24 protein-coding genes are annotated in these 24,459 nt (G+C 65.0%); 15 read left to right on the top strand and 9 right to left on the bottom strand.

The genetic code is table 11. The annotated features are described in order from the left end of the window. Positions 1–31 precede the first annotated feature (31 nt). The 6 genes from ACXJMY_RS29420 (at position 32) to ACXJMY_RS29395 (ending at position 5,257) form a co-directional block, all read left to right on the top strand. Entirely contained in the window at positions 32–679 is a 648-nt protein-coding gene (locus tag ACXJMY_RS29420; RefSeq protein WP_456622848.1) for a TetR family transcriptional regulator, read from the top strand. A gap of 82 nt (positions 680–761) precedes the next feature. Then, positions 762–1,532 (top strand): ABC transporter permease, encoded by a 771-nt coding sequence (locus ACXJMY_RS29415; RefSeq protein WP_456622847.1) that lies wholly within the window; start codon positions 762–764, stop codon positions 1,530–1,532. 47 nt (positions 1,533–1,579) lie between these two features. Continuing rightward, a complete protein-coding gene (locus tag ACXJMY_RS29410; protein WP_456622846.1) occupies positions 1,580–2,617 on the top strand; it encodes an NAD-dependent epimerase/dehydratase family protein in 1,038 nt (345 codons plus the stop codon). Further along, positions 2,604–3,425 carry a GNAT family N-acetyltransferase gene (locus tag ACXJMY_RS29405; protein ID WP_456622845.1) on the top strand — a complete coding sequence of 274 codons (822 nt, stop codon included), beginning with the start codon at positions 2,604–2,606 and terminating at the stop codon, positions 3,423–3,425. The genes ACXJMY_RS29410 and ACXJMY_RS29405 overlap by 14 nt, the downstream gene beginning before the upstream one ends. 6 nt (positions 3,426–3,431) lie before the next feature. Beyond that, complete coding sequence (locus tag ACXJMY_RS29400) at positions 3,432–4,487, top strand: dihydrodipicolinate synthase family protein (protein WP_456622844.1); 1,056 nt, start codon at positions 3,432–3,434, stop codon at positions 4,485–4,487. Continuing rightward, complete coding sequence (locus ACXJMY_RS29395; protein WP_456622843.1) at positions 4,475–5,257, top strand: ABC transporter ATP-binding protein; 783 nt, start codon at positions 4,475–4,477, stop codon at positions 5,255–5,257. The genes ACXJMY_RS29400 and ACXJMY_RS29395 overlap by 13 nt, the downstream gene beginning before the upstream one ends. 159 nt (positions 5,258–5,416) lie before the next feature. Here ACXJMY_RS29395 and ACXJMY_RS29390 read toward each other — a convergent pair whose 3' ends face one another. From ACXJMY_RS29390 to ACXJMY_RS29375, 4 genes are all read right to left on the bottom strand, one after another. Next, positions 5,417–6,508, bottom strand: a complete 1,092-nt coding sequence (locus ACXJMY_RS29390; protein ID WP_456622842.1) for a TRAP transporter substrate-binding protein — start codon at positions 6,506–6,508, stop codon at positions 5,417–5,419. Between the two features lie 221 nt (positions 6,509–6,729). Continuing rightward, positions 6,730–7,233, bottom strand: coding sequence for an SMI1/KNR4 family protein (locus ACXJMY_RS29385; protein ID WP_456622841.1), 504 nt, complete (start codon positions 7,231–7,233; stop codon positions 6,730–6,732). Positions 7,234–7,490: 257 nt separating this feature from the next. Then, positions 7,491–7,748 carry a hypothetical protein gene (locus ACXJMY_RS29380; protein ID WP_456622840.1) on the bottom strand — a complete coding sequence of 86 codons (258 nt, stop codon included), beginning with the start codon at positions 7,746–7,748 and terminating at the stop codon, positions 7,491–7,493. Positions 7,749–7,814: 66 nt separating this feature from the next. Continuing rightward, complete coding sequence (locus ACXJMY_RS29375; RefSeq protein ID WP_456622884.1) at positions 7,815–8,762, bottom strand: DUF2778 domain-containing protein; 948 nt, start codon at positions 8,760–8,762, stop codon at positions 7,815–7,817. Positions 8,763–8,951: 189 nt separating this feature from the next. Between ACXJMY_RS29375 and ACXJMY_RS29370 the strand changes: the two genes are divergently transcribed. Both ACXJMY_RS29370 and ACXJMY_RS29365 read left to right on the top strand, forming a co-directional pair. Next, a complete protein-coding gene (locus ACXJMY_RS29370; protein WP_456622839.1) occupies positions 8,952–9,392 on the top strand; it encodes a DUF1810 domain-containing protein in 441 nt (146 codons plus the stop codon). A 133-nt stretch (positions 9,393–9,525) separates the two neighbouring features. After that, positions 9,526–11,607 (top strand): methyl-accepting chemotaxis protein, encoded by a 2,082-nt coding sequence (locus ACXJMY_RS29365; protein ID WP_456622838.1) that lies wholly within the window; start codon positions 9,526–9,528, stop codon positions 11,605–11,607. Positions 11,608–11,760: 153 nt separating this feature from the next. Here the strand turns inward: ACXJMY_RS29365 and ACXJMY_RS29360 are convergent, their stop codons facing one another. Both ACXJMY_RS29360 and ACXJMY_RS29355 read right to left on the bottom strand, forming a co-directional pair. Continuing rightward, positions 11,761–12,351, bottom strand: coding sequence for an NADPH-dependent FMN reductase (locus ACXJMY_RS29360; protein ID WP_456622837.1), 591 nt, complete (start codon positions 12,349–12,351; stop codon positions 11,761–11,763). Between the two features lie 51 nt (positions 12,352–12,402). Beyond that, positions 12,403–13,332 carry a helix-turn-helix domain-containing protein gene (locus ACXJMY_RS29355; protein WP_456622883.1) on the bottom strand — a complete coding sequence of 310 codons (930 nt, stop codon included), beginning with the start codon at positions 13,330–13,332 and terminating at the stop codon, positions 12,403–12,405. A 304-nt stretch (positions 13,333–13,636) separates the two neighbouring features. Between ACXJMY_RS29355 and ACXJMY_RS29350 the strand changes: the two genes are divergently transcribed. The 3 genes from ACXJMY_RS29350 to ACXJMY_RS29340 are packed head-to-tail and all read left to right on the top strand — an operon-like array spanning position 13,637 to position 16,280. Beyond that, entirely contained in the window at positions 13,637–14,779 is a 1,143-nt protein-coding gene (locus ACXJMY_RS29350) for a DUF2336 domain-containing protein (protein ID WP_456622836.1), read from the top strand. Beyond that, entirely contained in the window at positions 14,776–15,108 is a 333-nt protein-coding gene (locus ACXJMY_RS29345; RefSeq protein ID WP_456622835.1) for a PilZ domain-containing protein, read from the top strand. The genes ACXJMY_RS29350 and ACXJMY_RS29345 overlap by 4 nt, the downstream gene beginning before the upstream one ends. A 50-nt stretch (positions 15,109–15,158) precedes the next feature. Continuing rightward, a complete protein-coding gene (locus ACXJMY_RS29340) occupies positions 15,159–16,280 on the top strand; it encodes an HD-GYP domain-containing protein (protein WP_456622834.1) in 1,122 nt (373 codons plus the stop codon). 391 nt (positions 16,281–16,671) lie between these two features. Here the strand turns inward: ACXJMY_RS29340 and ACXJMY_RS29335 are convergent, their stop codons facing one another. Further along, positions 16,672–17,349 carry a nitroreductase gene (locus ACXJMY_RS29335; RefSeq protein ID WP_456622833.1) on the bottom strand — a complete coding sequence of 226 codons (678 nt, stop codon included), beginning with the start codon at positions 17,347–17,349 and terminating at the stop codon, positions 16,672–16,674. A 139-nt stretch (positions 17,350–17,488) separates the two neighbouring features. On the opposite strand from ACXJMY_RS29335, the gene ACXJMY_RS29330 reads away from it, so the two are divergent. Beyond that, on the top strand, positions 17,489–18,451 hold the full coding sequence (locus ACXJMY_RS29330; RefSeq protein WP_456622832.1) for an alpha/beta hydrolase: 963 nt from the start codon (positions 17,489–17,491) through the stop codon (positions 18,449–18,451). A 161-nt stretch (positions 18,452–18,612) separates the two neighbouring features. Here ACXJMY_RS29330 and ACXJMY_RS29325 read toward each other — a convergent pair whose 3' ends face one another. Then, on the bottom strand, positions 18,613–19,074 hold the full coding sequence (locus tag ACXJMY_RS29325; RefSeq protein ID WP_456622831.1) for a cupin domain-containing protein: 462 nt from the start codon (positions 19,072–19,074) through the stop codon (positions 18,613–18,615). A 211-nt stretch (positions 19,075–19,285) separates the two neighbouring features. Between ACXJMY_RS29325 and ACXJMY_RS29320 the strand changes: the two genes are divergently transcribed. Together ACXJMY_RS29320 and ACXJMY_RS29315 are read left to right on the top strand one after the other, a co-directional pair. Continuing rightward, complete coding sequence (locus tag ACXJMY_RS29320) at positions 19,286–19,531, top strand: hypothetical protein (protein ID WP_456622830.1); 246 nt, start codon at positions 19,286–19,288, stop codon at positions 19,529–19,531. A gap of 249 nt (positions 19,532–19,780) precedes the next feature. Then, positions 19,781–20,926 carry a type II asparaginase gene (locus tag ACXJMY_RS29315; RefSeq protein ID WP_456622829.1) on the top strand — a complete coding sequence of 382 codons (1,146 nt, stop codon included), beginning with the start codon at positions 19,781–19,783 and terminating at the stop codon, positions 20,924–20,926. Between the two features lie 158 nt (positions 20,927–21,084). Here the strand turns inward: ACXJMY_RS29315 and ACXJMY_RS29310 are convergent, their stop codons facing one another. Beyond that, on the bottom strand, positions 21,085–21,960 hold the full coding sequence (locus tag ACXJMY_RS29310) for an MBL fold metallo-hydrolase (protein ID WP_456622828.1): 876 nt from the start codon (positions 21,958–21,960) through the stop codon (positions 21,085–21,087). A 257-nt stretch (positions 21,961–22,217) separates the two neighbouring features. Here ACXJMY_RS29310 and ACXJMY_RS29305 point away from each other — a divergent pair, with 257 nt between their 5' ends. After that, a complete protein-coding gene (locus ACXJMY_RS29305) occupies positions 22,218–24,431 on the top strand; it encodes an alkaline phosphatase family protein (RefSeq protein WP_456622827.1) in 2,214 nt (737 codons plus the stop codon). The last annotated feature ends 28 nt before the right edge of the window (positions 24,432–24,459 follow it).

The raw sequence follows: 24,459 nt of genomic DNA, 5'->3' as shown, positions 1-24,459 counted from the left end.
CGCCCTCCAATTGTCAACTGTTTGGTTGGAAATGCCTGCAAAACGATCTGGCGACACCGTGCCGCAGCGGCGCGACCCCGTCGCCACCCGCCGAAAACTGCTCACCGCGGCGCGCCTGGAATTCGCCCGGCACGGCTTTGCCGGCGCCCGCGTCGACGAGATCGCGGAGCGCGCAGGCGTCAACAAGCAGCTCGTCTATCATTATTTCGGCGACAAGGACGCGCTCTACCTCGCCGTGCTCGAATGGGTCTACGAGGACATCCGCGAGCAGGAGCGCAGACTCAATCTCGAAGGCCTGCCGCCGGAAAAGGCGATCCGCAAGCTGATCGAGGCCTCGTTCGATCACCTCGCGGCAAACCCGGATTTCATCGTGCTCCTCAACGACGAGAACCGCGGCGGCGCCCGCCATGTCCGCGGCTCGACCCGGCTGGAGGCGATGCATTCGCCGCTGGTGAAAAGCGTCTCCCACATCCTCAACGAGGGGGTGCGCAGCGGCGTGTTCCGCAAGGGGATCGACCCCGTCCAGCTCTATATCTCCATCGCGGGCTTAAGCTATTTCTTCTTCTCGAACACCCCGACGCTGTCGGCGATCTTCGGCAAGGATCTGTCCAGCCGCGCCCAGCGGCGCGCCCGCCGCAGGCATGTCGCAGATCTGGTGCTGCAGTCGCTCAGGCCATAATCAACCAACTGGTTGAAACTTGCCGCAGGGACGGTTAGGCTTGTCGTCGTGGCCGGGAGGCCGCAGCAACGGGGAGCAAACGGTGACAGGTGACGGAGCAAGTCCGGCGCGCAGCTTTGCGATCATCCTGATCGTGCATCTCGCCGTGCTCGTGCTCTGGCAGGTCGCGGTGGATGCCTTCCACGTCCCGAAATTCATCCTGCCCTCGCCGCTCGCGACGGTGCAGACGCTGGGAACCGCGAACTACGCCTGGGGCGCCAATACGCTGGTCACCGCCAGTGAGATCCTCGGCGGCTTCGCGCTTGGCGCCGTCGTCGGCGTTGCGCTGGCCGTGATCTTCAGCTGGGCGCCGCTGGTGAGCCTGGTTCTGCTGCCGCTGTTCGTGACGCTGAACATGATCCCGAAGGTCGCGCTCGGCCCGCTCCTGATCGTCTGGTTCTCCTACGGCATCGTGCCGAACATCCTGATCGCGTTCAGCATCTGCTTCTTCCCGATCCTGCTCACCACCGCGCGCGGCCTGCGCGAGGTCGAGCCCGACCTGCTCGATCTCGTCAAATCGCTGCGCGGCTCGCGCTGGACGCTGTTCCGCAAGATCCAGCTGCCGGGATCGCTGCCTTACATCTTCTCCGGCATGAAGGTCGGCGCCATCCTGGCGGTCGCCGGCGCCATCGTCGGCGAGTTCATCGCCTCCGAGCGCGGGCTCGGCTACCTCATGATCCAGGTGCAGTCGTCGCTCGACACGCCCGCGATGGTGATGGCCGTCGTGCTGCTGACGCTGCTCGGCGTCGCCCTCTACGGCCTCGTCCTCGCCCTCGAACGCATGTTCGTGGTCGGCGACGCAAGACAGACCTGAAACGGCAGACCTGAAAACGGCAGACCTAACCGACCAAGGACCGATCGATGCTCCTCACCCGCCAGACCCTGCCGAAGACCATCCCGGACATCGCCGCACTCGACGATCTCCTGTGCCGGCCGACCCAGGCGCTCATCGACGACCTCGCCAAGGTCGACGGCGACATCATGATCCTCGGCGTCGCCGGCAAAATGGGACCGACGCTGGCGGGGCTCGCAAAGGCGGCCGTGCCGGGTCGCCGCGTCATCGGCGTGGCCCGGTTCAGCGACCCCAGCGTCAAGGACTGGCTGCATGAGCGCGGCGTCGAGACCATCAATTGCGACCTGATGAATGAGGCTGCAATCAAGGCGTTGCCGCAGGCGCCGAACATCATCTTCATGGCTGGGCGAAAATTCGGCGCCGAGGGCGATCTGTCGCTGACCTGGGCGATGAACGCGCATGTGCCGGCGCTCGTCGCGCAGGCGTTCCCATCGTCGCGGATCGTGGCGTTCTCGACCGGCTGCATCTATCCCTTCGTGCCGGTCGACGGCAAAGGCTCGACCGAGGAGATGGCGCCGAACCCGCCCGGCGAATACGCCCAGTCCTGCGTCGGCCGCGAGCGCATGTTCGAATATTTTTCGCGCAAGTTCGAAACGCCGGGCCGCCTGTTCCGGCTCAATTACGCCATCGACATGCGCTACGGCGTGCTGCACGATATTGCGACAAAGGTGCTGACGGGCACGCCGATCGACGTCAGCCTTGGCCACGTCAATTTCATCTGGCAGGGTGATGCCTCGTCGCAGGCGCTGCGTTGCCTGGCGCACTGCACGGCACCGACCTCGCCGATCAATGTCAGCGGTCACGAGATCCTCGCGGTGCGCGATCTCGCCGCAAAATTCGGCGCAAGGTTCGGCCGCGCGCCGGTGCTGACAGGCAAGGAAGAGCCGACGGCGTGGCTGACCGACACGTCACAGGCGGTCGAGCTGTTCGGCCTGCCCGTCGTCGATACCGAGCAACTGATCGCCTGGACCGCGGACTGGGTGTCCCGCGCGATGCCGAGCCTCGGCAAGCCCACCAAATACGAGGTGCGCGATGGACGCTACTGACGGCCCGCCCATCCTCAAGCTCGGTGTCGAGGACGCGATGGCCGGGCTGGTGCTGTCGGCGGAAGCGCACTGGAATCAGACCGAAGAGGATTGGCGCGTTTTCCTGCGCGATGGCGTCGTGTTCGGCATCCGCGACGGCGCACGACTGGTCGCGACCGCGGCACTGCTGCCCTATTCCGGCAACAACGCCTGGATCAGCATGGTGCTGGTATCAGGCACGCATCGCCGCCGCGGCCTCGCAACGCGCCTCGTCGACGCATGCCTGGAGACGGCGCGCAAGAACGGCCTGACGAGTTGGCTCGACGCGACGCCCGACGGCGTTGCCGTGTACGGGCCGCTCGGCTTCACGCCGACGCTGCAATTGCGCCGGCTGAAACTGGCGGGCTCCGTGCGAGCCGAAGCGCCACCGTCTTCATCCGCAACCATCGATGCGCTGCGCGCGCGGGACCGGCGGGCCACCGGCTTCGACCGGACCAGCCTCCTCTCAGCCTTCGCACAACGCTCGGGCTCGCGCATCGTCGCAGCGAATGGATGCATCGCGCTGGTCCGCGACGGACGGACCGCACGCCATATCGGCCCCCTGTTTGCCGATCATGCCGCCGAAGCGCTGGGCCTTGTTCACGCGATCGCGCGATCCGAGACCAGCCCCCTCCTGATCGACGCCGTCGCCTCGCAAGCCGCGTTCCTGGAAGGATTGACCGCATCGGGCTGGACCGTTGAACGGCCGTTCCAGCGCATGCGGTTCGGCCCCGCCACCACCGCGGGCGAGGAAATGCCATTCGCCGTCGCCGGCCCGGAATTCGGATAGGACATCATGCACCACAGCCAGATCAACTCTGACGTCCGCAAGCTGATCGCCGACGGCACCGTGCTGCCGGCGCATCCGCTCGCACTCACCGCCGAGCGTCAGCTCGACAAACAGCATCAGCGTGCGCTGACACGCTACTATATCGACGCAGGTTCCGGCGGCCTTGCCGTCGGCGTGCACACGACCCAGTTCGCGGTCCGCGACGTCGGCCTCTATCGTCCCGTGCTTGAGCTCGCCGCCGAGACCGCGGCCAACTGGACCCAGCGACCGCTGGCGATGGTTGCAGGCCTAGCCGGTCCGACCAGGCAGGCGGCGACCGAGGCCCGCACCGCGCGCGACATCGGCTATCATGCCGGCCTGCTCAGCCTCGCCGCGATGAAGAGCGCCTCCGAGGACGAGATCATCGCGCATTGCACGGCGGTCGCCGCCGAGATTCCGCTGGTCGGCTTCTATCTCCAGCCGGCGGTGGGCGGCGTCATCCTGTCGAGCCGGTTCTGGCAGCGCTTTGCCTCCATCGACAATGTGATCGCGATCAAGATCGCGCCGTTCAACCGCTACCGGACGCTCGACGTGTTGCGCGGCGTCGCGGCCGCCGGCGCGCTCGACCGCGTCGCGCTCTACACCGGCAATGACGATCACATCCTGCTCGACCTCATGCTGCCATTCGACCTGCGCGACAACGGCGTCACCACGCGCACCTATTTCAAGGGCGGCCTGCTCGGTCACTGGTCGGTGTGGACCGCAAGCGCCATCAAACAGTTCGAACGCTGCAGGGCGGCGCGGCACAAGGATAGTGTGCCGGCCGATTTGCTGGCGCTCGACGCCCGTGTCACCGACTGCAACAGCGCCTTCTTCGACGTCGCCAACAATTTTCACGGCTGCATCGCCGGCTGCCACGAGGTGCTGCGGCGCCAGGGCCTGATGCAGGGCCTGTGGTGCCTCGATCCGGACGAGGGCCTGAGCCCGGGGCAGCAAGACGAGATCGACCGCGTCTGCCGCGAGCACGCCGACCTCAGCGACGATGCGTTCGTGGCCGCCAACCTGGACAAATGGCTGGCATGACCGCAGAGCCCTTCATCAGCCTGCGCGGCGTCCGAAAAGTCTATCGCAGCGGCGGCGCCGAGTTTCTCGCGGTCTCCGACGTCACCATGGACGTGCAGGAAGGTGAGCTGGTGTCGCTGGTCGGCCCGTCCGGCTGCGGCAAGACCACGGTGATGAAGATTTTGGCCGGCCTGCACGGCGCCGACGGCGGCACGGTGAAGATCGGCAATGCCAAGAGCCGGTTCGATCCGACCCGCGACATCGGCATGGTGTTCCAGCAGGCACTGTTGCTGAAATGGCGGACCATTCTGGACAATGTGCTGCTGCCGGCCGAGATCGTGGGCCTGCCGATCAAGGCCGCGCGCGAGCGGGCGCGCGACCTGCTCAATTTGGTCGGGCTTGCCGGCTACGAGCAAAAATATCCGCGAGAGCTGTCCGGCGGCATGCAGCAGCGCACCGCGATCGCGCGCGCCTTCGTGCATGATCCAAAACTGATCCTGATGGACGAACCGTTCGGCGCGCTCGACGCGCTGACCCGCGAACAGATGAACCTGGAGATGCTGCGGATCTGGCGCGAGAGCGGCAAGACCATCGTCTTCGTCACCCACTCGATCCAGGAAGCCGTCTTCCTGTCCTCGCACTGCGCGGTGCTGACGGCGGGACCGGCGAAGATGGCCGATTATTTCGCCATCGACCTGCCCTTCCCGCGCGCCCTTCCGCTCAAGACCACGGACGCCTTCGGCGCCTATGCGCGGCGCATCTATGAGAAGCTGGGCCTGGGTGCGGCGTAAGACGGCCAAGCTCGTCCCTGCGCAATCAGTCTCGTAGCCCGGATGGAGCGAAGCGTAATCCGGGACGGTGCCGCTGGCGTGCGGGATCCCGGATTACGCTGCGCTCCATCCGGGCTACGGAGCTGGGCGCGGCGTCAACACCGCGCCCCCTTCTTGCAATCAGGTCTTGTTGCGCATCTTGCTGAGCAAATAGTTGTCGTAGAAGTTTTCCGCGATCTGCGTGTAGAAGAGCAGCTCCTTCATATACGCGTCGTGGCTCTCCTTGGTCCGCTTGAACAGATCGCTCTTGCCGGCGAGCTCGTTCAGGTGCTCCTGGGTCGCGGTGTAGCAGGCTTCCAGCACCGGCTGCGGGAATGCCTTCAGCTCCGCGCCATTGGCGATCAGCCGCTTCAGGGCGGCCGGATTCACGCTGTCGTATTTCTCGAGCATCCAGGCACCCGCCGCGGAGCCGGCCTGGTTGAGGACCGCCTGGTACTGCTTCGGCAAGCTGGCCCATTTCTCGTCGTTGACGATCATGTGCAGCATCGCGCCGCCCTCCCACCAGCCGGGGAAGTAGTAGTATTTTGCGACCTTCTGGAAGCCGAGCTTCTCGTCGTCATAGGGGCCGACGAATTCCGCGGCGTCGATCGAGCCCTTTTCCAGCGCCGAATAGACGTCGCCGCCCGCGAGCTGCTGCGGCACCACGCCGAGCCGCGCCAGCACGTGGCCGCCCATGCCGGCGATGCGGAATTTGAGACCCTTGAGATCGTCGACCGTCTTGATCTCCTTGCGGAACCAGCCGCCCATCTGGGTGCCGGAATTGCCGCAGAGGATGGCGTGCGCCTTGAACGGCTTCAGCGCCTCGTTGGTAAGCTCGGCTCCGCCACCGAATGCCCACCAGGATTCCTGATGGCGATGGTTCATGCCGAACGGCGCGCCGGTGGCATAGGCCAGCGCCGGCTCCTTGCCGATGTAGAAATAGAGCGGCGTCTGCGCCATCTCGACCGAGGCGACGCTGACGGCATCGAGCGCCTGAAGGCCGGGGACGAGCTCGCCGGCCGCAAAGGTCTGGATCTGGAATTTGTTGTCGGTGGCCTCCGCCACGTATTTCGCGAAGGTCTGCGCGGTGCCGTAGATGGTGTCGAGCGATTTCGGGAAGCTCGAAGTCAGGCGCCATTTGATCTCGGGGGCCGATTGCGCAATCGCAGGTGCGGCAACCAGCGTCGTCGCGCCGGCAACCGCGCCGCCCTTGAGGAATGTACGGCGTTTCATGATCGGCTTCTCCCTGGATCAAGGCTTGAAATGGACGGCATGGGCCACGGTCTTCCCGGACCGTTTGCCCGTTCCTGAGGCAGAGTTCAAGCCGTGAGAACGCATGGCGCCGCGGCCATCGCGTGCCGAAACAGCGCACCGAACCAAGGGCTTGCCGGCAACTCCTAAGGCGTCCTGGAGGAAGATCGGCAGCGCCCGTTGTAATTCCCTGAATGCACTCCTCACGCCGCCTCGGCTTCCTCGTACAGGCCGGCCATGAAATCGCCGAACGAATCCGCGAGCGGCAGCACGTAGCCCCAATTGTCGGACATCGCTTCAGCGAGCGTCCAGGACTCGTCGTAGCGGGCGACCTCGTGATCGATGAACCAGATCTTGCCGAAGTGCGCCTCGTTGATCGTCATGCAGATCGGGTTGCCGCCATGGTCGCTCATGATCCACACGAGTTCATCGACGGTCGGCCATTGCGGCGTCTGACGCGTCCGGACCAGCGAGCACACGTCGCCCCGCAATCCCAGCACCTCCTGGACCGCACCGGCCCAATGCCCTTGCGGCCAGTTGAACTCGGCCGAGCCCTGACAATAGCCGCCGGCGCAGCCCAGCAGGAACTGGCGATAGTCATCCGGCAAGCGGCAGCCGATCGATTTTTCGAACGCCTCGAGCCCTGCGAGCGTCGGTTGCTCCGCGCCTGCGCGATCGACGCTTGAAATGAATTCTGCAATATCCATGCGATCCTCTTCCTCGGCGCGAAACGCGCCAAGCCTTGTTGAACCAAGCCTTGTTCAGTCAAGCCTTGGTCGCAGGCGCACAAGAGCGGGTTCGACGACGGCAGTCGGTAGCCCGGATGGAGCGAAGCGAAATCCGGGATCTCGCACGTCACCGGCACCGTCCCGGATTGCGCGGAGCCTGTCATCGGGCGGCGCTTCGCGCCGACCCGTTGGCTCCATCCGGGCTACGTGGATACAAGGCTCGCCGAAAGGCCGCTCTAAAGCAGCTTCGCGCTGACGAACAGCGCGCGCACGGCGTTGGTCGCCTGCACCGCGAGCATAGCGTTGTCAGCGGCGCCTTCCAGCGCGTGGACGGCGTCACCGTGCAGCGAGCGGAATTCCATCCACTCGACCGATTTGAAATTGGTGAGGAATTGATAGGCCTGGCCGACAGTCGCGATCGCCAGCGTGTCACCGTTCAGCTTGATCTTGAACGTCGTACGCAGCGGTGTGTCGGAGCTTGAAGGATCACTCATGGGCTGCTTCTGGACGAGGACGGCTTAACGAACGGGAAACGGCAGCCCCGCCGCAGCAGGCAAATATCAGGAGTCGGTACTCGCGCGCTGCGAGGCGGTCGCCGATCCGCTCAGCTTCGGCACCACGACCAGGCGGTTGAACTCGCCGTTGTCCCAGGCCTTGAGGAAGCGGTCATAGTCCTTGATCGAGACGCAGCCGTTGGAATCCCCGCGCGGCCCGAGCATGTAATTGTGGGTGAGCAGGCCGACGCGTCCGAGCGCGCTGGTGCCCTCGGTGGGCGTCAGGCGCAACGCCCGGACGCCGTGGAACAGTTTTTCGCGCGGCTTCAGGTCGTAGGTCGCCGGCGGGGTCGCACCCACCATGCGCTGGTCGACATGGTCGGGGTCATCCATCAGCGGGCCCATGCCCGAATGCGCTTCCAGCGTGACGCCGCCCGGCAGGTAGAGAGCCTTGGCCGAGATGTCATAGACCGCCGTCCGCGAATCGTAGCCGAGCGCAGCGAGATCCGGCGCCTTGCCGAACAGGCCGCTGTCGGGCGTCAGCGAGGCCAGCCTGATCTTGTCGGTGAATTTTTCGAAGAAGTTGCGGTTGTCGACCCTCGGGTTGGTCTCCGCATAGGCCTGGCTGGAGGCGATCTGGGCGGAGAGGTCCGCCTGGGACGGGCGCGAGCGCGGCATCGGGACGGCGGCGTCGGCGCGCTGCGACGGCCTCCGCTCGTCGACCGCGGGCCGATTGTCCTCGGTCAGGATCGAGCGCCAGTCATCGCCCTGGAGCTTCTGGGCGAGCATCGCCTTGGCGTCGCGCAGCTTGAGCTGGACCGCGTTCAGGGCGGACCGCTCCAATCCCCGCAGGCCGGCATCGCGAGCGGGGCCCGACAGCGAGGTGAAACGCTCGTCGAACGACAGGGTATTGGCCGGCGGCAACGCGGCGGAGACCAGGGGGGTCGAATCGCTGAGATCCGAGACCCAGGCGGCGGCGCCGAGCGACAGCGCCATCGCGGCCAGAGACAGCAAAATGGTCTCGGCTCGCCCGATACGGCGGCGCGACAACAGCCTCTCGGCTCTTGCGGTGTCGGAAACCATCAGATCCCCAAATCGACCCCCGGGGGGACCCACCCCCACCCGGAGACTCTATACCAGAAACCACATTGGGAGCCAAAAGTTAGGCATAATCGCGGCCGGCAGGGTGCCCCAAGGTAGCCAATGTCCGATCCTTTCGACCTAAACCGGTTCATTCAGGCCCAGAATCCGGTCTACCCCGCGGTGATCGGGGAGTTGTCCCGGGGCCGGAAGCAGAGCCACTGGATGTGGTTCATTTTCCCGCAGGTTGCGGGCCTCGGCCTCAGCGCGATGTCGCAGCGCTACGCCATCGGCTCGCGGGCGGAGGCCTGCGCCTACCTCGCCCACCCCGTCCTGGGCGCCCGCCTCGTCGAATGCACCGGCCTCGTGCTCGCCGTCCAGGGGCGCAGCATCAACGCGATCCTGGGTGCACCGGATGACGCAAAATTTCGCTCGTCGATGACGCTGTTCGGCGCGGCGTCGGGTGAGCCGATTTTCGATCAGGCGATCGCCCGATATTTCGCAGGCGAACGCGATCAGGCGACGCTGGAGATCCTTGCCAAGCTCGATCGGCCGGCGCGGTAGCGCGACCTGCGTCCGGACGAATGGACGCATGCCGGCGGGGCATGCAGCCGGCAGCGTAAACCCCGGATTAATACCGGCTGCCTATCGTTTGCGCAGAATCGTTTTCTTCCCCGCGCCAATTGCCGGACAGATCATGAAAATCGGTACGCTCCTGACCGCCGCCATCGTCTCGTTGTCGACCGTCGGAGGCGGCCTCGCCGTCTATGTCGCCGTGACGAAGTACCAGACGATGGACAGGATCGCCGAGGCGCAGGGCCGGCTCGCGATCGTCCGTGCCGTCAGCGACATCCCGCGCTACCTCAACCCCGAGCGCGGCTTCGCCACCAACATCCTCTACGGGCCCGCGACCTACGACCCGGCGCAGCTTTCCGAGCACGACAAGCTGCGCAAGCAGACCGATGGCGCCCGCGACAAGATGAATGCGCAGCGCAAGGAGCTGCCCGGCCCGTTCGACGACGGCAGCACCATCGGCAGCCACATCGACGCGATCAATTCGAAATTTGTCGCGCTGCGCGAGGCCATCGACAAGGCGATGGCAGGCCCCGCGGAGGTGCGCAAGGACGCGGCCAAGAAGATCGTCGCCGACAACGCCGTGCTCAACGCCGCCGTCACCGCGCTGCTCAACGAGCAGGTGCGCCGCATGGCGATCCTCAACGGCGATGCCTACCGCCAAGCCAGCTACGCCAACGTCGCGATGACGCTGCGCGACGTGGGCGGCTTCAACTCCAGCCTGCACAAGAATCTGGTCGGGGGCAAGAAACCGGCGACCGACACTGAGAAGGCCGACATCAGCCGCTCGCAGGGCCGCAACGACCAGATCGTGATGGCGCTGCAGGAATTGCGCGGCAACCCGTCAACCCCGGCGAACGTCGCCGCTGCGCTGGAGAAGTTCAACTCGATCTATATCGAGGAGTTCGGCCGCGAGCTCAAGCTGGTGAAGGACGGTGCGGTCAGTGGCAAGTATGAACACGACGTCGATACCTACTACACGGCCACGCAGCGCGGCCTCAGCACCATCATCGAGGTCCGCGACGCGTTCTATGACAACGCCGAGCAGATCCTCGCCGGCGCCTCCGCCGCCGCGCGCACCAGCTTCACCATCGCACTCGTCGGTCTCCTCGCCGTGCTGATCGCCAGCGCCGGCCTCATCGTGATGGTCCGCCGCCGCGTCTGCGCCCCGATCGTCAGCCTGACGACGCGGATGTCGCGCCTTGCCGACGGCGACGTTGCGGAAGAGATCCCCGGCGCCGAGCGTTCTGACGAGATCGGGGCGATGGCCGCAGCCGTCAAGGTGTTCAAGGACAACATGATCCGGGCCGACCGGCTCGCGGCCGAGAAGCAGGCCGAGAACGACGGCAAGATGCGCCGCGCCCAGGCGCTCGACGGCCTCACCCGCGCGTTCGAGGCCAAGGTCACGGAGCTCGTCGGCGGCCTCTCCCGCGCCTCCTCCACCATGGAAGGCACGGCGCAGTCGATGACCTCGACCGCGGCGCAGACCAACAGCCAGGCCGCGATCGTCGCCGCGGCCTCGCAGCAGACCTCGACCAACGTGCAGACGGTCGCCAGCGCCACCGAGGAGCTGACCTCCTCGATCGCGGAGATCGGCCGCCAGGTCGCGCAAAGCACCGAGATCGCGACGCGGGCGGTCGACAACGCCCGCCGCACCGGCGACACGGCGCGCGCGCTCGCCGAGGGCGCGCAGAAGATCGGCGACGTCGTCACGCTGATCCAGAGCATCGCCGAGCAGACCAATCTTCTCGCTCTCAACGCCACGATCGAGGCCGCACGTGCCGGTGACGCCGGCCGCGGCTTTGCCGTGGTCGCGTCCGAAGTGAAGTCGCTGGCCGGCCAGACCGCGAAGGCAACCACCGAAATCTCCGAGCAGATTTCAGCGATCCAGACCGCGAGCGACGAGACCGTGACCGCGATCCGCAACGTCGCCGACGTCATCGCCGAGATCGATCAGATCGGCACGGCGATTGCGGCCGCCATCGAGCAGCAGGGCTCGGCGACCAAGGAAATCTCCCGCAGCGTCCAGGAGGCCGCCCGCGGCACCCAGGAAGTCAACACCAACATCACCGGTGTGCAGCGCGCCGCCGACGACACCGGAGCTGCCGCCAAGGAAGTGCTGGGCGCGGCCGAACAACTCTCGACGCAGTCGCGCGACCTCGCCGGTCAGTTCGACCGCTTCCTCGCCGAGGTCAGGACCGCGTAAGGCGCGGATTCGTAGCCCGGCGGATTCGTAGCCCGGATGGAGCCAACGGGTCGGCGAAGCGCCGCCCGATGACAGGCTCCGCGTAATCCGGGATCTCTGACGTCATCGGCAGCCCCCCCGGATTGCGCTTCGCCCCATCCGGGCTACGGGACATCAATACGGCGGCGCCTTGCGGGCGCGCTGCGCCTTGGCCGCCTCGATCCACCACAAAAGATCGTCGGCAAAGCGCGGGAACGACCGCTCCAGCGCCTTGCCGCCCTCGCCGATCGGCTCGCTTTCGGCCGACAGCGTCTGCGCGATCGGCCCGACACCGATGGTGCTCGACACCACCACCATGCCCATCTCCGACAGCGTGCCGTGCCAGGCGGTCGAGGCGCGCGCGCCGGACAGGCGGCCGGCGGAATAGCTCACGATCGCGGCCGGGCGCCAGAACCACTCCTCCAGGAAGTGATCGGTGAGATTTTTCAATCCGGGCTGAATGCCCCAATTGTATTCGCCGGTGACGAAGACGAAGCCGTCGGCGCCGCGGATCTGCCCCGCCAGCTTCTCGAGCGCCTCGGGCGCCGCACCCTTGGGATATTCCTTGTACATGCGGTCGAGCATCGGCAGGCCGATTGCCTTGGCATCGATGAACTCGACCTCCTCGCCGCGATTGCGGAGGCGGTCGATGACGAAATTCGCAAGGCGAATGCCCATGCGGTCGGAACGGTAGGATCCGTAGAGGACGAGGATGCGGTTGCTCATGGCGGGCACGCTAGCACGAAACAGCGGTACGGCCTCAACCGATTTGCCGCGCTATCGTTGTCGTCCAAGTTCCAGCGTTTGCGACGGCGTCTCGCCGAACTGGTCACGATAGCTTCTGGAGAAGTCGCTGAGATGCCAGAAGCCGAACGCCAGTGCGACGGCCTTGACGCTGTCGGCACCGGCGAGCAGGCGCTGGCGCACCAGCCACAAGCGGCGCAGGCGCAAGTAGCGATGCAGGCTCATGCCGCGATAGCGGCGGACGACGTCGTGCAGGGTGCGGACGGACAGGTTGAGCTTGCGCGCAATCTCCTCGCTGTAGATCGGCTGCGAGAGGTCGTCGGACAGAAGCGCGCGGATGTCCCGGAATATCCTGAAGTTGCGCTCGTCATTGGGCCGCAGGGTCCATCGCGCGGGAACGACGCTTTCAAACGCGTCGTCGACGGCGCCAAGCAGGGACTCCTTCATGGCTGCGGCCTTCAGCGGCACTTCCGCGGCACCGATGGGCTCCGACGCGGCAGYCAGTACCTCCCGAACCAGGCTGCGCAGCCGGTTCAGGCTCGCGGCCGTCGTTTCAAATATCTTGAAGCTGGATACCGCGTGCGGCCAGCCGCGATCCGTCACCTCCGGCCTGAACACCACCGAGGCAAGTTGCCGTTGCACCTCCTCGATGGTGGTGTAAGCGGCGCCGCCACTTCCGATGACGATGACCGGTCGGGCGCGCTGCGAGCCGTTGAAGCGGATGGGCACGTTGAGCTCGTCCATCGTGAATCCGATGGCGGTGCAATTCTCGACGAGCTGCGCGTCCACGACGCGGGGAAACGCCCGCGTGAAGTTCACGTCGCAACCGGGCAGCGACAAAATGGTCTGCTCCGCCGAAATCTTCCGTACGAAGGGCGTGAACTCGAAGTTCAGGCCTCGTATGGCATTTCGAAATTCATCGACGTCGGAAAAGCGAAATACTTTTGGGGCAATACTGCTCATGGCAATGTGAAACGTCGCGTCGAAACCAACGCGCGTCCGGCGGCGATGCCGGTCCGAGTTTCCCCCTTTCGGTTGTCCCGTTCGACCGAAAGAATCATCCTGCCCACTCTCGATCAGTTGGCGAGGGTCCAATGCAAAGGACAAGCTGACGGTTGGCGTCCTGCCAAATTTCGATAGCGTTTCCTGCGAAGCGGACGGTGCACTGATACCCGAAGGGTCAAAGTCTAAGATTCATATTAACAACTCTGAGGCGCAATGGAGCCCGTTCATTCGTCAAAGTTTCTTTTGAGATTCAGGCCCTGCCATGATGGCAAATTCGCCTGCGGATATTCTGGTTGAACTGGAACAGGCGGTCGCTACGTGTCCGCCGGACCGCTGTGCTCGCATCCTCTCCGGTATTGTGCAGTTGCTCACCGGTAGCCGCGACCGGCCCCAGGAATTGCTCGCCGGTGTGGTTGACGGCGTTCTCCTGCGATTGACGGAACGCGTCGAGACCAGCGCGCTGATTCAACTCGGTGCAGCGCTTGCCGAGCTCACGGTGGCCCCGCCTGAGACATTGCAACGCCTTGCCTCACACGACGACCCGGACGTGGCCTGTCCTGTCCTCCTCAAATCGCAGGCAATCTCCGCCACCGGTCTCGCGACCATCGCGGCCTCGTGCGGCGAGCGGCACCAACGCGCGATCGCCGCTCGCAACTCGATCGAGCCGGAAGTGACCGAGGCGCTGATCAAACGCGGTGGCCCGATCTGCCTTGCGCTGATCAAGAACTCGGGAACCCAATTCTCCGAGGCAGCTTACGCCGCGCTGGTCGCCAGGGCAGATCCGGACGGCGAGATTGCAAAGGCGCTGGTGCTGCGGCCCGGCACGCCCGACCCGGTCGTACGGAAGCTGCTCTCCGTCTCGCCGGGCCCGAAGGCGCCGGCCAAGATCCCGGCCGAGACCTTGGCCAAGACCTTGGCCAAGACCAATGCATCCGCCATTCCACCTGCACAACAAGCAGCACCGGTTCCGCCCAAGCTGCCCTGCCCGGCCGACTATGCGAGCGCAAGGCCGGAAATCGTCGCGCTCAACCGCGTCGGCAAGCTCAACGATTCCACCGTGAACCGCTTCACGATCCGCGGCGAGACGGCCAATCTGTTCACGGCGCTGTCGGTGCTCTCAGGCGCTCCGATCGAGATCGTGGAGCACGTCATGACCGATGACGATTGCGAAGGCCTCGTCATGGCCTGCCGGGCCGCGCGGCTGAACTGGGCAACCACGCTCGCGATCCTGAGCAACCGCAGCGGCACACGGCTCTCCTTCGTCGAACGCGAACGGGCGCAGCAGATTTTCGAAACGCTTCTCTTGTCGACAAGCCAATGGACAGTGCGCTGGGGGGAAATTGCAGCGAGTGCCAACCCAGGCGATGCGGGAAATCGCGGCACAAAAATGGGGGTTAACCGATGAGGTTCGACGGTCGAAAGGCGCTTCGCGTACGGATGGATCACAAGCAGGCTGTCAATCTGATGGGCTCCGACGGCACCTGGCGACGCAGTTGCGTCCTGCTCGACGTGTCGCAAAGTGGCGCCAAGATCGAGGTCGAAGGGACGCTCGACGTGCTCCAGGCCAAGGAATTCTTCATGCTGCTGTCATCGACGGGTCTTGCCTACCGGCGATGCGAACTGGTGTGGATCGACGGCACCATGGCCGGCGTGCACTTCATCACCGCAGAAAGCAAAAAGAAGCCGGCAAGCGCAAAAGCGGCTGCTGCGCCAAACTCCACTCCGAGCAAATAAGCTCCAGAATTCATCAAGCTCATTCAATTTCTCCGTAGTTGCGGCCCGCCGTGCAGAATGCCCGAACCATATCCAGCCCCGCCAAAGGCGACGGTGGCATCCGAAACACGGAAGCGGCTCGCCCGTTTGTGCATGTGCTGGCCGATTCTTCCGACAAATTGGCGGGCATCTGCTCGGCCCTCGAACAGCAGTTTACCGTCGCCGGCGAACGCCTCGATGCGGAAGCCAAGCTGTCACAAGTGCCATTCGCGGTCGTCGTTCGCGCGGAGCTGCGTGACGTCGGCAACATCGCGGCCATCAAGAAGCGCGCCGGCAAGCTGGMGAAAGCCACGAAGCGCATCTTCCTCGTCGAGCACTCGTCTCACGTCGGCATCTCGCAGGCCTACGCACTCGGCGCCACCCTCGTTCTTCCCGGTGCGATCAACAAGAGCAGACTGCTGGCAGCGCTCGCTGACCCGGCCGAGCTGACCTCTGCTGCCTCAAGTGACGCACCGCAACCGGACAACGCCGTCGAAACCGCGGCGACCGCCATCGCTTCGATGTTCACGGCCGTCACCCTCGGCGAGCCCCTCGACGTCGACGGCGCCAGGGAAGCGGGCAGCAAGATCGCCGACCGCATCACCGAGCACGGCCTGTCCGAATGGCTCACCACCGTGCGGCGGCACCATGAGGGAACCTACCAGCATTGCCTGCTCGTGACCGGCGTGGCGATCGACTTCGGATTGAGCCTCGGCGTCCGACGGACCGACCTCGAGCGGCTGTATTCGGCAGCCATGTTCCACGACATCGGCAAGGCCCGGATCCCGCTTGCGATCCTCGACAAGCCCGGCCGCCTCGATGCCGACGAACGCGCCATGATCGAGACGCATCCGGCAGCAGGCTACGAGTTTCTGAAGGATCACGAGAACATCTCGGCCGAGATTCTCGATGCCGTGCGGCATCACCACGAATTTCTCGACGGCAGCGGCTATCCAGACGCGCTGTGCGGCGAGAGCATCAACGACATCGTCCGGATTCTCACGATCGCGGACATCTTCGCAGCGCTCATCGAGCACCGCCACTACAAACCGACGATGCCGCGCACCGAGGCCTACAACATTCTGTGCGGGATGACCGGAAAACTGGAGAAGGCGCTGGTGGTCTCGTTCAAGCAGGTCGCGCTGACGCGGTAGCCGAAAACCGGCCGGCGTCCACCCGCGAAACTTGCAGCCCGCCGCTAGTGCGCGGCTCGGTACTTCGCACGGCCCGGAATGGACCGGCAGGCCAGCCCTTCCGCAAGCAACTTCATGTCCTCGCGTCTACCGCTTCGGATCAGCCGACTGAACTCTTCGGAAGTGAAGGGAAGACTTGGGTCATCATCAACCGGGCGCCGCACTCGCGGGCCAAACAACCGTCGAACCAGGCTAGCCAGCCGCCGCATGTTAATTCCCTCGCGCCAGCAACAAACCTTTCATCTCGCATATTGTTCCTCCCGCGCGATCGAGATTGCAAGGGCCGGCAGAGAGTCCGCACTAAAAATTTCCAGAGGGGAATAATCTCCTCCGTCGTACGCGATGCATCTTGTCAATCGGCAAATCCGACGAAGCGCACGAAGTCGCCGTTCGCCTCGCGATCGGACCGGACGGCATTGGCGGCAAAGGTCTCGTCGGGATAGCCCATCGCGACACAGGTCATGATGATCTCGTCCTCCGGAATTTTGGCAACCTCGCGCACGATGTCGGACCTCATGATGCCCTGCCCGTTGATCACGCTGCCGAGCCCGCGATCCCAGGCCGCGAGCACGATGCCGTAGCAGAGCGCGCCAAGGTCGAAATGACAGACCGCGCCGGGGTCGAGCACGCGGTCATAGCTGAGCACCAGCGAGACCGGCGCGTCGAACTGGCGGAAGCCGCGCAACACCCAGTCCTGCCGCATCGGCTTGTCGTCGCGCGCGATCCCCATCGCGCCGAACAGTTTCTTGGCGACGTCGACCTGCCGGGTGCGGTGAATGCCCTGATATTCGCCATGGCTGACGATGTCGCGCTTGACCTTGGCGCCGGCGATCATCTCCTCCATGTTGCGGCGGCGCACCTCCTCGAGCGGGTTGCCCGTGAGCACGTGGACATGCCAGGGCTGGGTGTTCATCGAGGACGGCGCGCGCTTGGCGCTTTCGATGATCGCCTCAATCACCGTGCGCGGCACCGGCTCGTTCTTGAAACCACGCACGCTGCGGCGCGACTGAACCAGCGTTTCGAATTCCACCCCAAGACCTCCCTGCCCGTTGGTTTGCCGCCATTACAATGCAACGCGCTACAATTGCAACACGTCGCCGGTTGCCGATGCGGCGTGCGAAAACTATGCTAACGGCCAAGCAAGACGAAGAACCCCGTGAGGACCCATCATGGCCGCACCGCTCGATCCCGTCATCGCCCAGATCATTCCACTGCTGCCGCTGCGCGATCCCACCACGATGACGCCACAGAGCGCGCGCGATGCCTTGCGCGCACTGGCTGCCTCGCGTGCGGAGGTGCCGCCGCCGCCCGTCGACACGGTGCAGGATATCAAGGTGAAAGGCGGCGCCGGCCCGCTCGATGCACGTGTCTATCGCGTCGGCACCATTCCTGCGCCAACCGTGGTCTTCTTCCATGGCGGCGGCTGGGTCGCGGGCGATCTCGAGACCCATGACCGGCAGGCGCGCAACCTCGCGATAGAGACTGGCGCCGTCGTCGTCTCCATCGACTATCGGCGGCCGCCGGAGACGCGCTTTCCCGGCGCCTTCGAGGACGCCTTCGCTGCCGCAAGCGACATCTTCAACCGCGTCGCGGAATTTGGCGACGATGCAAAGCGTCTCGGCGTCGCCGGTGACAGCGCYGGCGGCAATCTCGCGGMGGCCACGGCGATTGCCTGCCGCGATGCCGGCATCAGGCTTGCCGCACAGCTTCTCGTCTATCCCGTGACCGACGTCGTCGGCAGCTATGCCGACACCCGCGAGAATGCACGCTTTGCGTCGCGCGCAGAGAATGCCGACGGCTACTTTCTGTCCCGCGCCGTGATGGAATGGTTTGCCGGCCATTACCTCGCCGATCCCGCTCGCGCCACCGACTGGCGCGTTTCGCCGCTGCGCGCCACCTCGCTCGCCGGCGTCGCGCCCGCGATCGTGGCGACCGCCTGGTTCGATCCGCTGCGCGACGAAGGTGCCGCCTATGCGCGGGCGCTGGAAACCGCAGGCGTGCGGGTGAAGCACCATGAGGGCGCCGGCCTGATCCACGGCTATTTCGGCCTCGGCGAGGCCTCCGAGGTCGCGCGGGCCGAGGCACAGCGGGCGCGAGCCGATTTCAAGGCGCTGCTCGCGCGCGGGGCATAGCGATGCGACGAGGTCCGTAGCCCGGATGGAGCGCGGCGTAATCCGGGTTTCATGCCACACGAGCGGTCGAGCGATGCGGTTGGTCTGGCCCCGGATTGCGCGGAGCCTGTCATCGGGCGGCGCTTCGCGCCGACCCGTTGGCTCCATCCGGGCTACAGGGCTTACGTCTTGGCCCGCTGCGCCGCCGTGTGCCCCCAGGTCTCGTCCCAATCCTGGCCGCCGGCATCGACGACTCGGCCATCGGCCTCGAAGAACTTGTTCGGGACCTGGAACATCGCGAGAATCAGCGCGCCGTCCGGACACCAGGCGGCATGGCGGCTGCCCGCCTCGCGCCAGATGAACTCGCCGGCCTTGCAAGCCATGCCCTTGGCCGGGCCGTCCTTGTCGACCAGCGCGCCTTCCAGCACATAGCTCTGCTCGACGCCGACATGCTCGTGGTCGGGCAGCACGGCGCCAGGTGCGAATCGCATCAACGCCGTCATCAATCCGGTGCTGCGATCGAACAGCAGCGTCTTGGCCTCGCAGCCCGGAAAGCGTGTCGTCTGCCATTCCATGGTCACGGGCTGAACCAAGTGGGAATGCTGATCGGTGGTCTCCGGCACGTCCAGGGTCACGGCGTCCATTTGCGATGCTCCGTTTCCAGCTTGGCCGGCCCGACGCTAGCAGGATTGCCCAGCCCGGTCTGCGCGCAGTGCAGCAAGAGCGCGCGTCCGCGCGGCGGGCGAAGTATCGAAAAGTCTCCGGCGACGCGACCGCGAGTCCTCATCCTGCTTGATTGCGCCATGATTTCAGGCTCCAATTCGCCGACCATTTCGGTTAAGGGAGACACTCATCATGAAACGGATTTTCCTGGCGGCCATCGTCGCCACCTTTGCAGTCGGCTCGGCCTTTGCGGACGACACCTGCGCAAGCAAGGCCGTCGGCAAGGACGGCAAGCCGCTCGCCGGCGCCGCCAAGACCTCGTTCATGAAGAAGTGCAAGGAAGACGCCTGCACGCCGAAGGCGGTCGGCTCCGACGGCAAGCCGCTCGCCGGTGCGGCCAAGAACAGCTTCATGAAGAAGTGCGAGGTCAGCGCGTAAGGCGCTGCAAATTCGCGGCTTCTTTAGCTGACAATCAGCAAACAAACTCCGTCATGGCCGGGCTTGTCCCGGCCGTCCGCGTTCTGCGCACTCGAAGCCAAGATCGTGGATGCCCGGGACCTCCAGCGCGAAGACGCGCTTCGCGCTTCTGCCCGGGCATGACGACAAGGCCGCCTCCCCGCGCGCACTACGCGTCATCTGAAAAACATCACCACCCTAGACAGAAGCCGTCGGCTGACGGATCATGCAGTGCTGAGCGAAATGGGGTGCGTTGACGAGGCTTTTTTGGAAGGGGATGTCGAGATGTGGCAGTTTCGAGTGCGTCATCACATAATGGCGACAATGAGCTTGCTCTTTGCGCTGCTCATAGGTCTTGAAGTCGCGAATGCAAAGGGCCCCGGTCTGCCCAATGTCATGGTTCTGGCAACCGGAGGCACGATCGCGGGCTCCGGGGCGAGCAGCACCACCGTGGTCGGCTACACCGCTGCCACCGTGGGCATCGAGACCCTCCTGAACGCCGTCCCCGAACTGAAAACCGTCGCAAACGTCAAGGGCGAGCAGGTTTTCCAGATCGCCAGCGAGAACATGAACAATGACTACTGGCTCAAGCTCGCCAAGCGCGTCAACGCGCTCCTCGCGCAGGACGACGTCGATGGGATCGTGATCACGCACGGGACCGATACGATCGAGGAAACCAGCTATTTCCTGAACCTGGTCGTCAAGAGCAAAAAACCCGTCGTCATCGTCGGCGCGATGCGGCCTTCGACGGCGATCAGCGCGGACGGGCCGATCAACCTCTTCAACGCGGTGATCCTCGCTGGCAGCGACGAGGCGGTCGGCAAGGGCGTGCTCGTTGCTCTCAACGATCAGATCAACGCGGCGCGCGATGTGACCAAGAACAACACCTCGACGGCGGACACCTTCCGCACGCCGGAGCTCGGCTTTCTCGGCTACATGCAGGGAAACAAGCCGTATTTCTATCGTCAATCGACGCGCCGGCACACGGCGGACTCCGAATTTGACGTCTCCAGCCTCGATACCCTGCCGCAAGTCGATATCGTCTACGGCTACGCCAACATGAACCGGGTCGCGATCGACGCTTTTGTCGCCGCCGGGGCCAAGGGGATCGTGCATGCCGGCGTGGGTGACGGCAGTCTTGCCCGGCCGGCGGTCGAGCCGGCTCTCGACGACGCCCACAAGAAGGGGGTCGTGATCGTTCGGAGCAGCCGTGTCGGCAACGGCATCGTCGCGCGCAATGGCGAAGCCAAGGACGACGAACACGACTTCGTCGTCTCGGATACGCTCAACCCTCAAAAGGCGCGTATCTTGCTGATGCTGGCGCTGACCAAGACGACCGACACGAAGGAGATCCAGCGGATGTTCTACACTTATTAGATTGGCGGACGCACGGTCGCTCCACGAACTCGTCATGCCCGGGCAGAAGCGCGAAGGGCGTCTTCGCGCCAGATGTCCCGGGCACCCACGTTCTTGTTTCCGTGTAGCAAAGGTCGTGGATGGCCGGGACAAGCCCGGCCATGACGGCGAGACGGTGGTTAATCCCGCTTGAAGCGGTAATCGAACGCGGCGCCGAGCGGCTTGATCAGGCCTACCGTCGGCGCCGGAAAATGGATCGGCAGGATCAGCGTGTCGGTGTCGGCGACGGCGGCGAAGAACTTTCGCCGCGACACCGCCGACTGCTGCGGATTCCAATCCGGCTTCGCCGACCAGTCCGGCTCGCGGCACTGGATCTGGTGATGCATAAGATCGCCGGCGACCACCGCGCGTTGGCCTTTCGAAAAGATGTTCACGCAGCAATGGCAGGGCGAATGCCCCGGCGTCGGCGTCAGCGTGACGGTGTCGTCGAGCGCGTAATCGTCATCCACCAACAGCGCCTGCCCGGCCTCGACGATCGGCAGGCAATTGTCGCGGAAGACGGTGCCGGGCGGGTTGCTGCCCCTGGCGTGCTCCGCCTCCCAGGCTGCGTATTCTCCTTTGTGAAAAACATATTTCGCGTTCGGGAATGTCGGCACCCAGCGGCCATCGCGCAAAATCGTGTTCCAGCCGGTATGGTCGATGTGGAGATGCGTGCAGAACACATAGTCGATCTGCTCGAAACCGATGCCGAGCGCGAACAGCTCGTTGCGCCAGCGTTCCTTGCCCGGAAAATCGAACGGCGGCGGATGGCCCTTGTCCTCGCCGGTGCAGGTGTCCACCAGGATAGTATAACGCGGCGTGCGCACGACGAAGGTCTGATAGGTGATCACCATCATGCCGCGCGCGGCGTCGAACACCTCCGGCTCCATCGTCGGCAGATGCTGCTTGAACAGGCCGTCGTCATAAGCCGGAAAAAAATCTTGCGGCCGCCGCCACGGCCCCTCCCGCTCGATCACCGCATCGATGGTGATGTCGCCGATCCTGAGCTGCTTCACGCCTTCACTCCCAAATTTTCTCAAGCGTAGCGAACGAGTTCGCAGCGTTCAAGACGCGCGAGCGCAGGCCTGCGTTGCTGGGTTCCCTTCACTTGCGCGACAGAGATGTTGGTTGGACGCTTGCGACAACGATCATGCAGCGACGCACATGCGTCGCTCAAGCGTCATACGCGCGTCGTCGGCCGCACTCGATACTCCACGTGTCATTCCAGGTTAAACGCGCACAGATTGCGCGGCAAAATGCATGGGGCGCTCACGTGAAAAAGCTCTTCTCCCTGATATCTTCGCTATCGCTCGCGGCAACGCTGGCCGGCGCCGCGGCGCCGGCACTCGCCGATCAGGACGACAATGGCCGCGACCGCGGTTCCGACAACTCCGGTGATCGCGACCATGATCGGGGCCACCATCACGGGCGCAGGTCGCCGCCGGTGGTGCTCATCTCGCTCGACGGTGCCAAGCCTGATTTCATCAAGCAGTTCATCGAGGAAGGCGTGCTGCCGCGCGACGGCGGCCTGGCGCGGCTGAGCCGCCGCGGTGCCGTGGCCTTGCAGAACGTGACGGCCTCGCCGTCGCTCACCGCAGTGTCGCATATCGAGATCGCCACCGGCTCGACCGCCGTCCACAACGACATCCCCTCGAACACGTTCCAGGCGATCGTTGGACCGATCTCGTCGAGTCTCAGCGGCTTCGCGGCGCCGATCGGCGGCTACCGCGAGAGCCCGCTCGGGCCCTCGCCGCGGCCGAGCGCGTTGCCGCTGTGGGTGCAGCTCCGCCAGCAGGGAAAGAAAGTCGTCACCGCAACGTGGCCGGGCGGCGACGGCGCCGACATCTCGATCAACGGCACGGTGGTGCAACCGGCCCAGCCGGTCCGTGTCACCGACTACACCGTGCCGTTCGGCGCATTCGGCGGCATCGGAGCCCAGGGCTTCTCGCTGTCCCGGACCGACTTCGCGCCCGATGCGGCGGTCGCCACCGCCCTTCAGGCGGCCGGCCGCTTCTCGTTCAGCCCGGTGCTGGCGACGTCGGCGCCGATCGAGACGTTCTCGTGTTCGTCGGCGTCGACCGCGACCTGCGCAGGCGCGGCGACGCTCGACCTCAAATACGCGATCCGGGTCGCCGCGCTCGACACCACCAATGACCGCAAGGTGAATTACGACACCCTGGTCTTCTTCGACGCCACGCGCGGCATTACGGCGGGACCGTTCGCCCCGCCGTCGACCGGACCGGCCTATGTCAAGTTCGGCGGCGAGAACGCACCGTTCTTCTTCGAAGGCAGCGGAGCCAAGGTCGGTGCCGCCTATTTCGTCTCGCAGCTCGCGCCCGACCTGTCGGTGGTGCGCTTCGCCCGCTACGGCGCCAACTTCATCCCGCGCAACGCGCCGGTGCTGGCCGATGTCGACGACATCAACAACAGCATCGGGTTCTGGCGGCCGCAGGCCGACTTCCGCATTCCGGAGCGGTTGAGCCCGGGTTTCACCAACTTCCCCGACATCGAGATCGAGGCGATGTACGAGGACATGGTCAAGACTTTCGTGCGCTACCAGACCGAGATCGGCGAGCGCGCGATCAAGAACCATCCCGACGCCGACCTGGTCATGGTCTATATCGAGCAGCCCGACGGCTCCGAGCACCAGTTCCTGCTCACCGACCCGCGCCAGGGCACCAACCCGAAGGACCCGAGCTCGATCGGCGCCGGCCAGGACCCCGCCAAGGTCGCGCGTTACGCGTCCTATATCCGCTTCGCCTATCAGACGGCGGACAAGGCGGTGAAGCGGATCGCCGAGGCGGCGGGCGAGGACAGCAACGTCATCGTGGTGTCGGACCACGGCTTCGCGCCGTTCCACACCTCCGTCAGCATGGCCAATATCCTGAAGAATGCCGGCATCGACACCACCAAGGTGGCGATCCGCACCTCGGGCCCGGCGGCCAACATCTACGTCAACCTGCAGCAACGCGAACAGGGCGGCACCGTCGATCCGGCGACCTACGCGGCACTGGTGACGCAGATTACCGACGCGGTGAAGAATGCGGTCGACCCGAACCCGAAATTCAACGGCTCACTCGCGAACGGACGGATCTTCACGGTGGTCGAGACCCGACCGCTCCAGTGCGAGGCCGGGATCGGGCAGTGCACCAGCAAGACCATCGGCCAGGATTTTGGCGATGTGTTCGCGCTGATGGCCCCGGGCTACAATTTCGACGGCATCCAGAACCCCGGCGTCGCCCGCCTGGGCGATGCGCCGTTCAGCGCGGCGACGACCATGCTGTCGATGCCCAACTTCTACGGTGCCCACGGCCATGATCCCGAGCTGCCGGTGATGAGCGCGACCTTCATTGCCGCAGGCCCCCAGATCCGCGAGAAGACGATCCGGCGCATGCGCAATCTCGACGTGGCGCCGACCATCATGCAGATTCTGGGCGTCAGGCCGCACCGCGTCGACGGCGAGGTGCTGCGCGAGATTTTGCGCTAGCGACGGAGAAGGTTCTCCGACTCAGTGG

The organism is Bradyrhizobium sp. P5_C12, assembly GCF_054049735.1.
The sequence above is the reverse complement of the archived record's forward strand: the minus strand, read 5'-3'. Positions and strand labels throughout refer to the sequence as shown.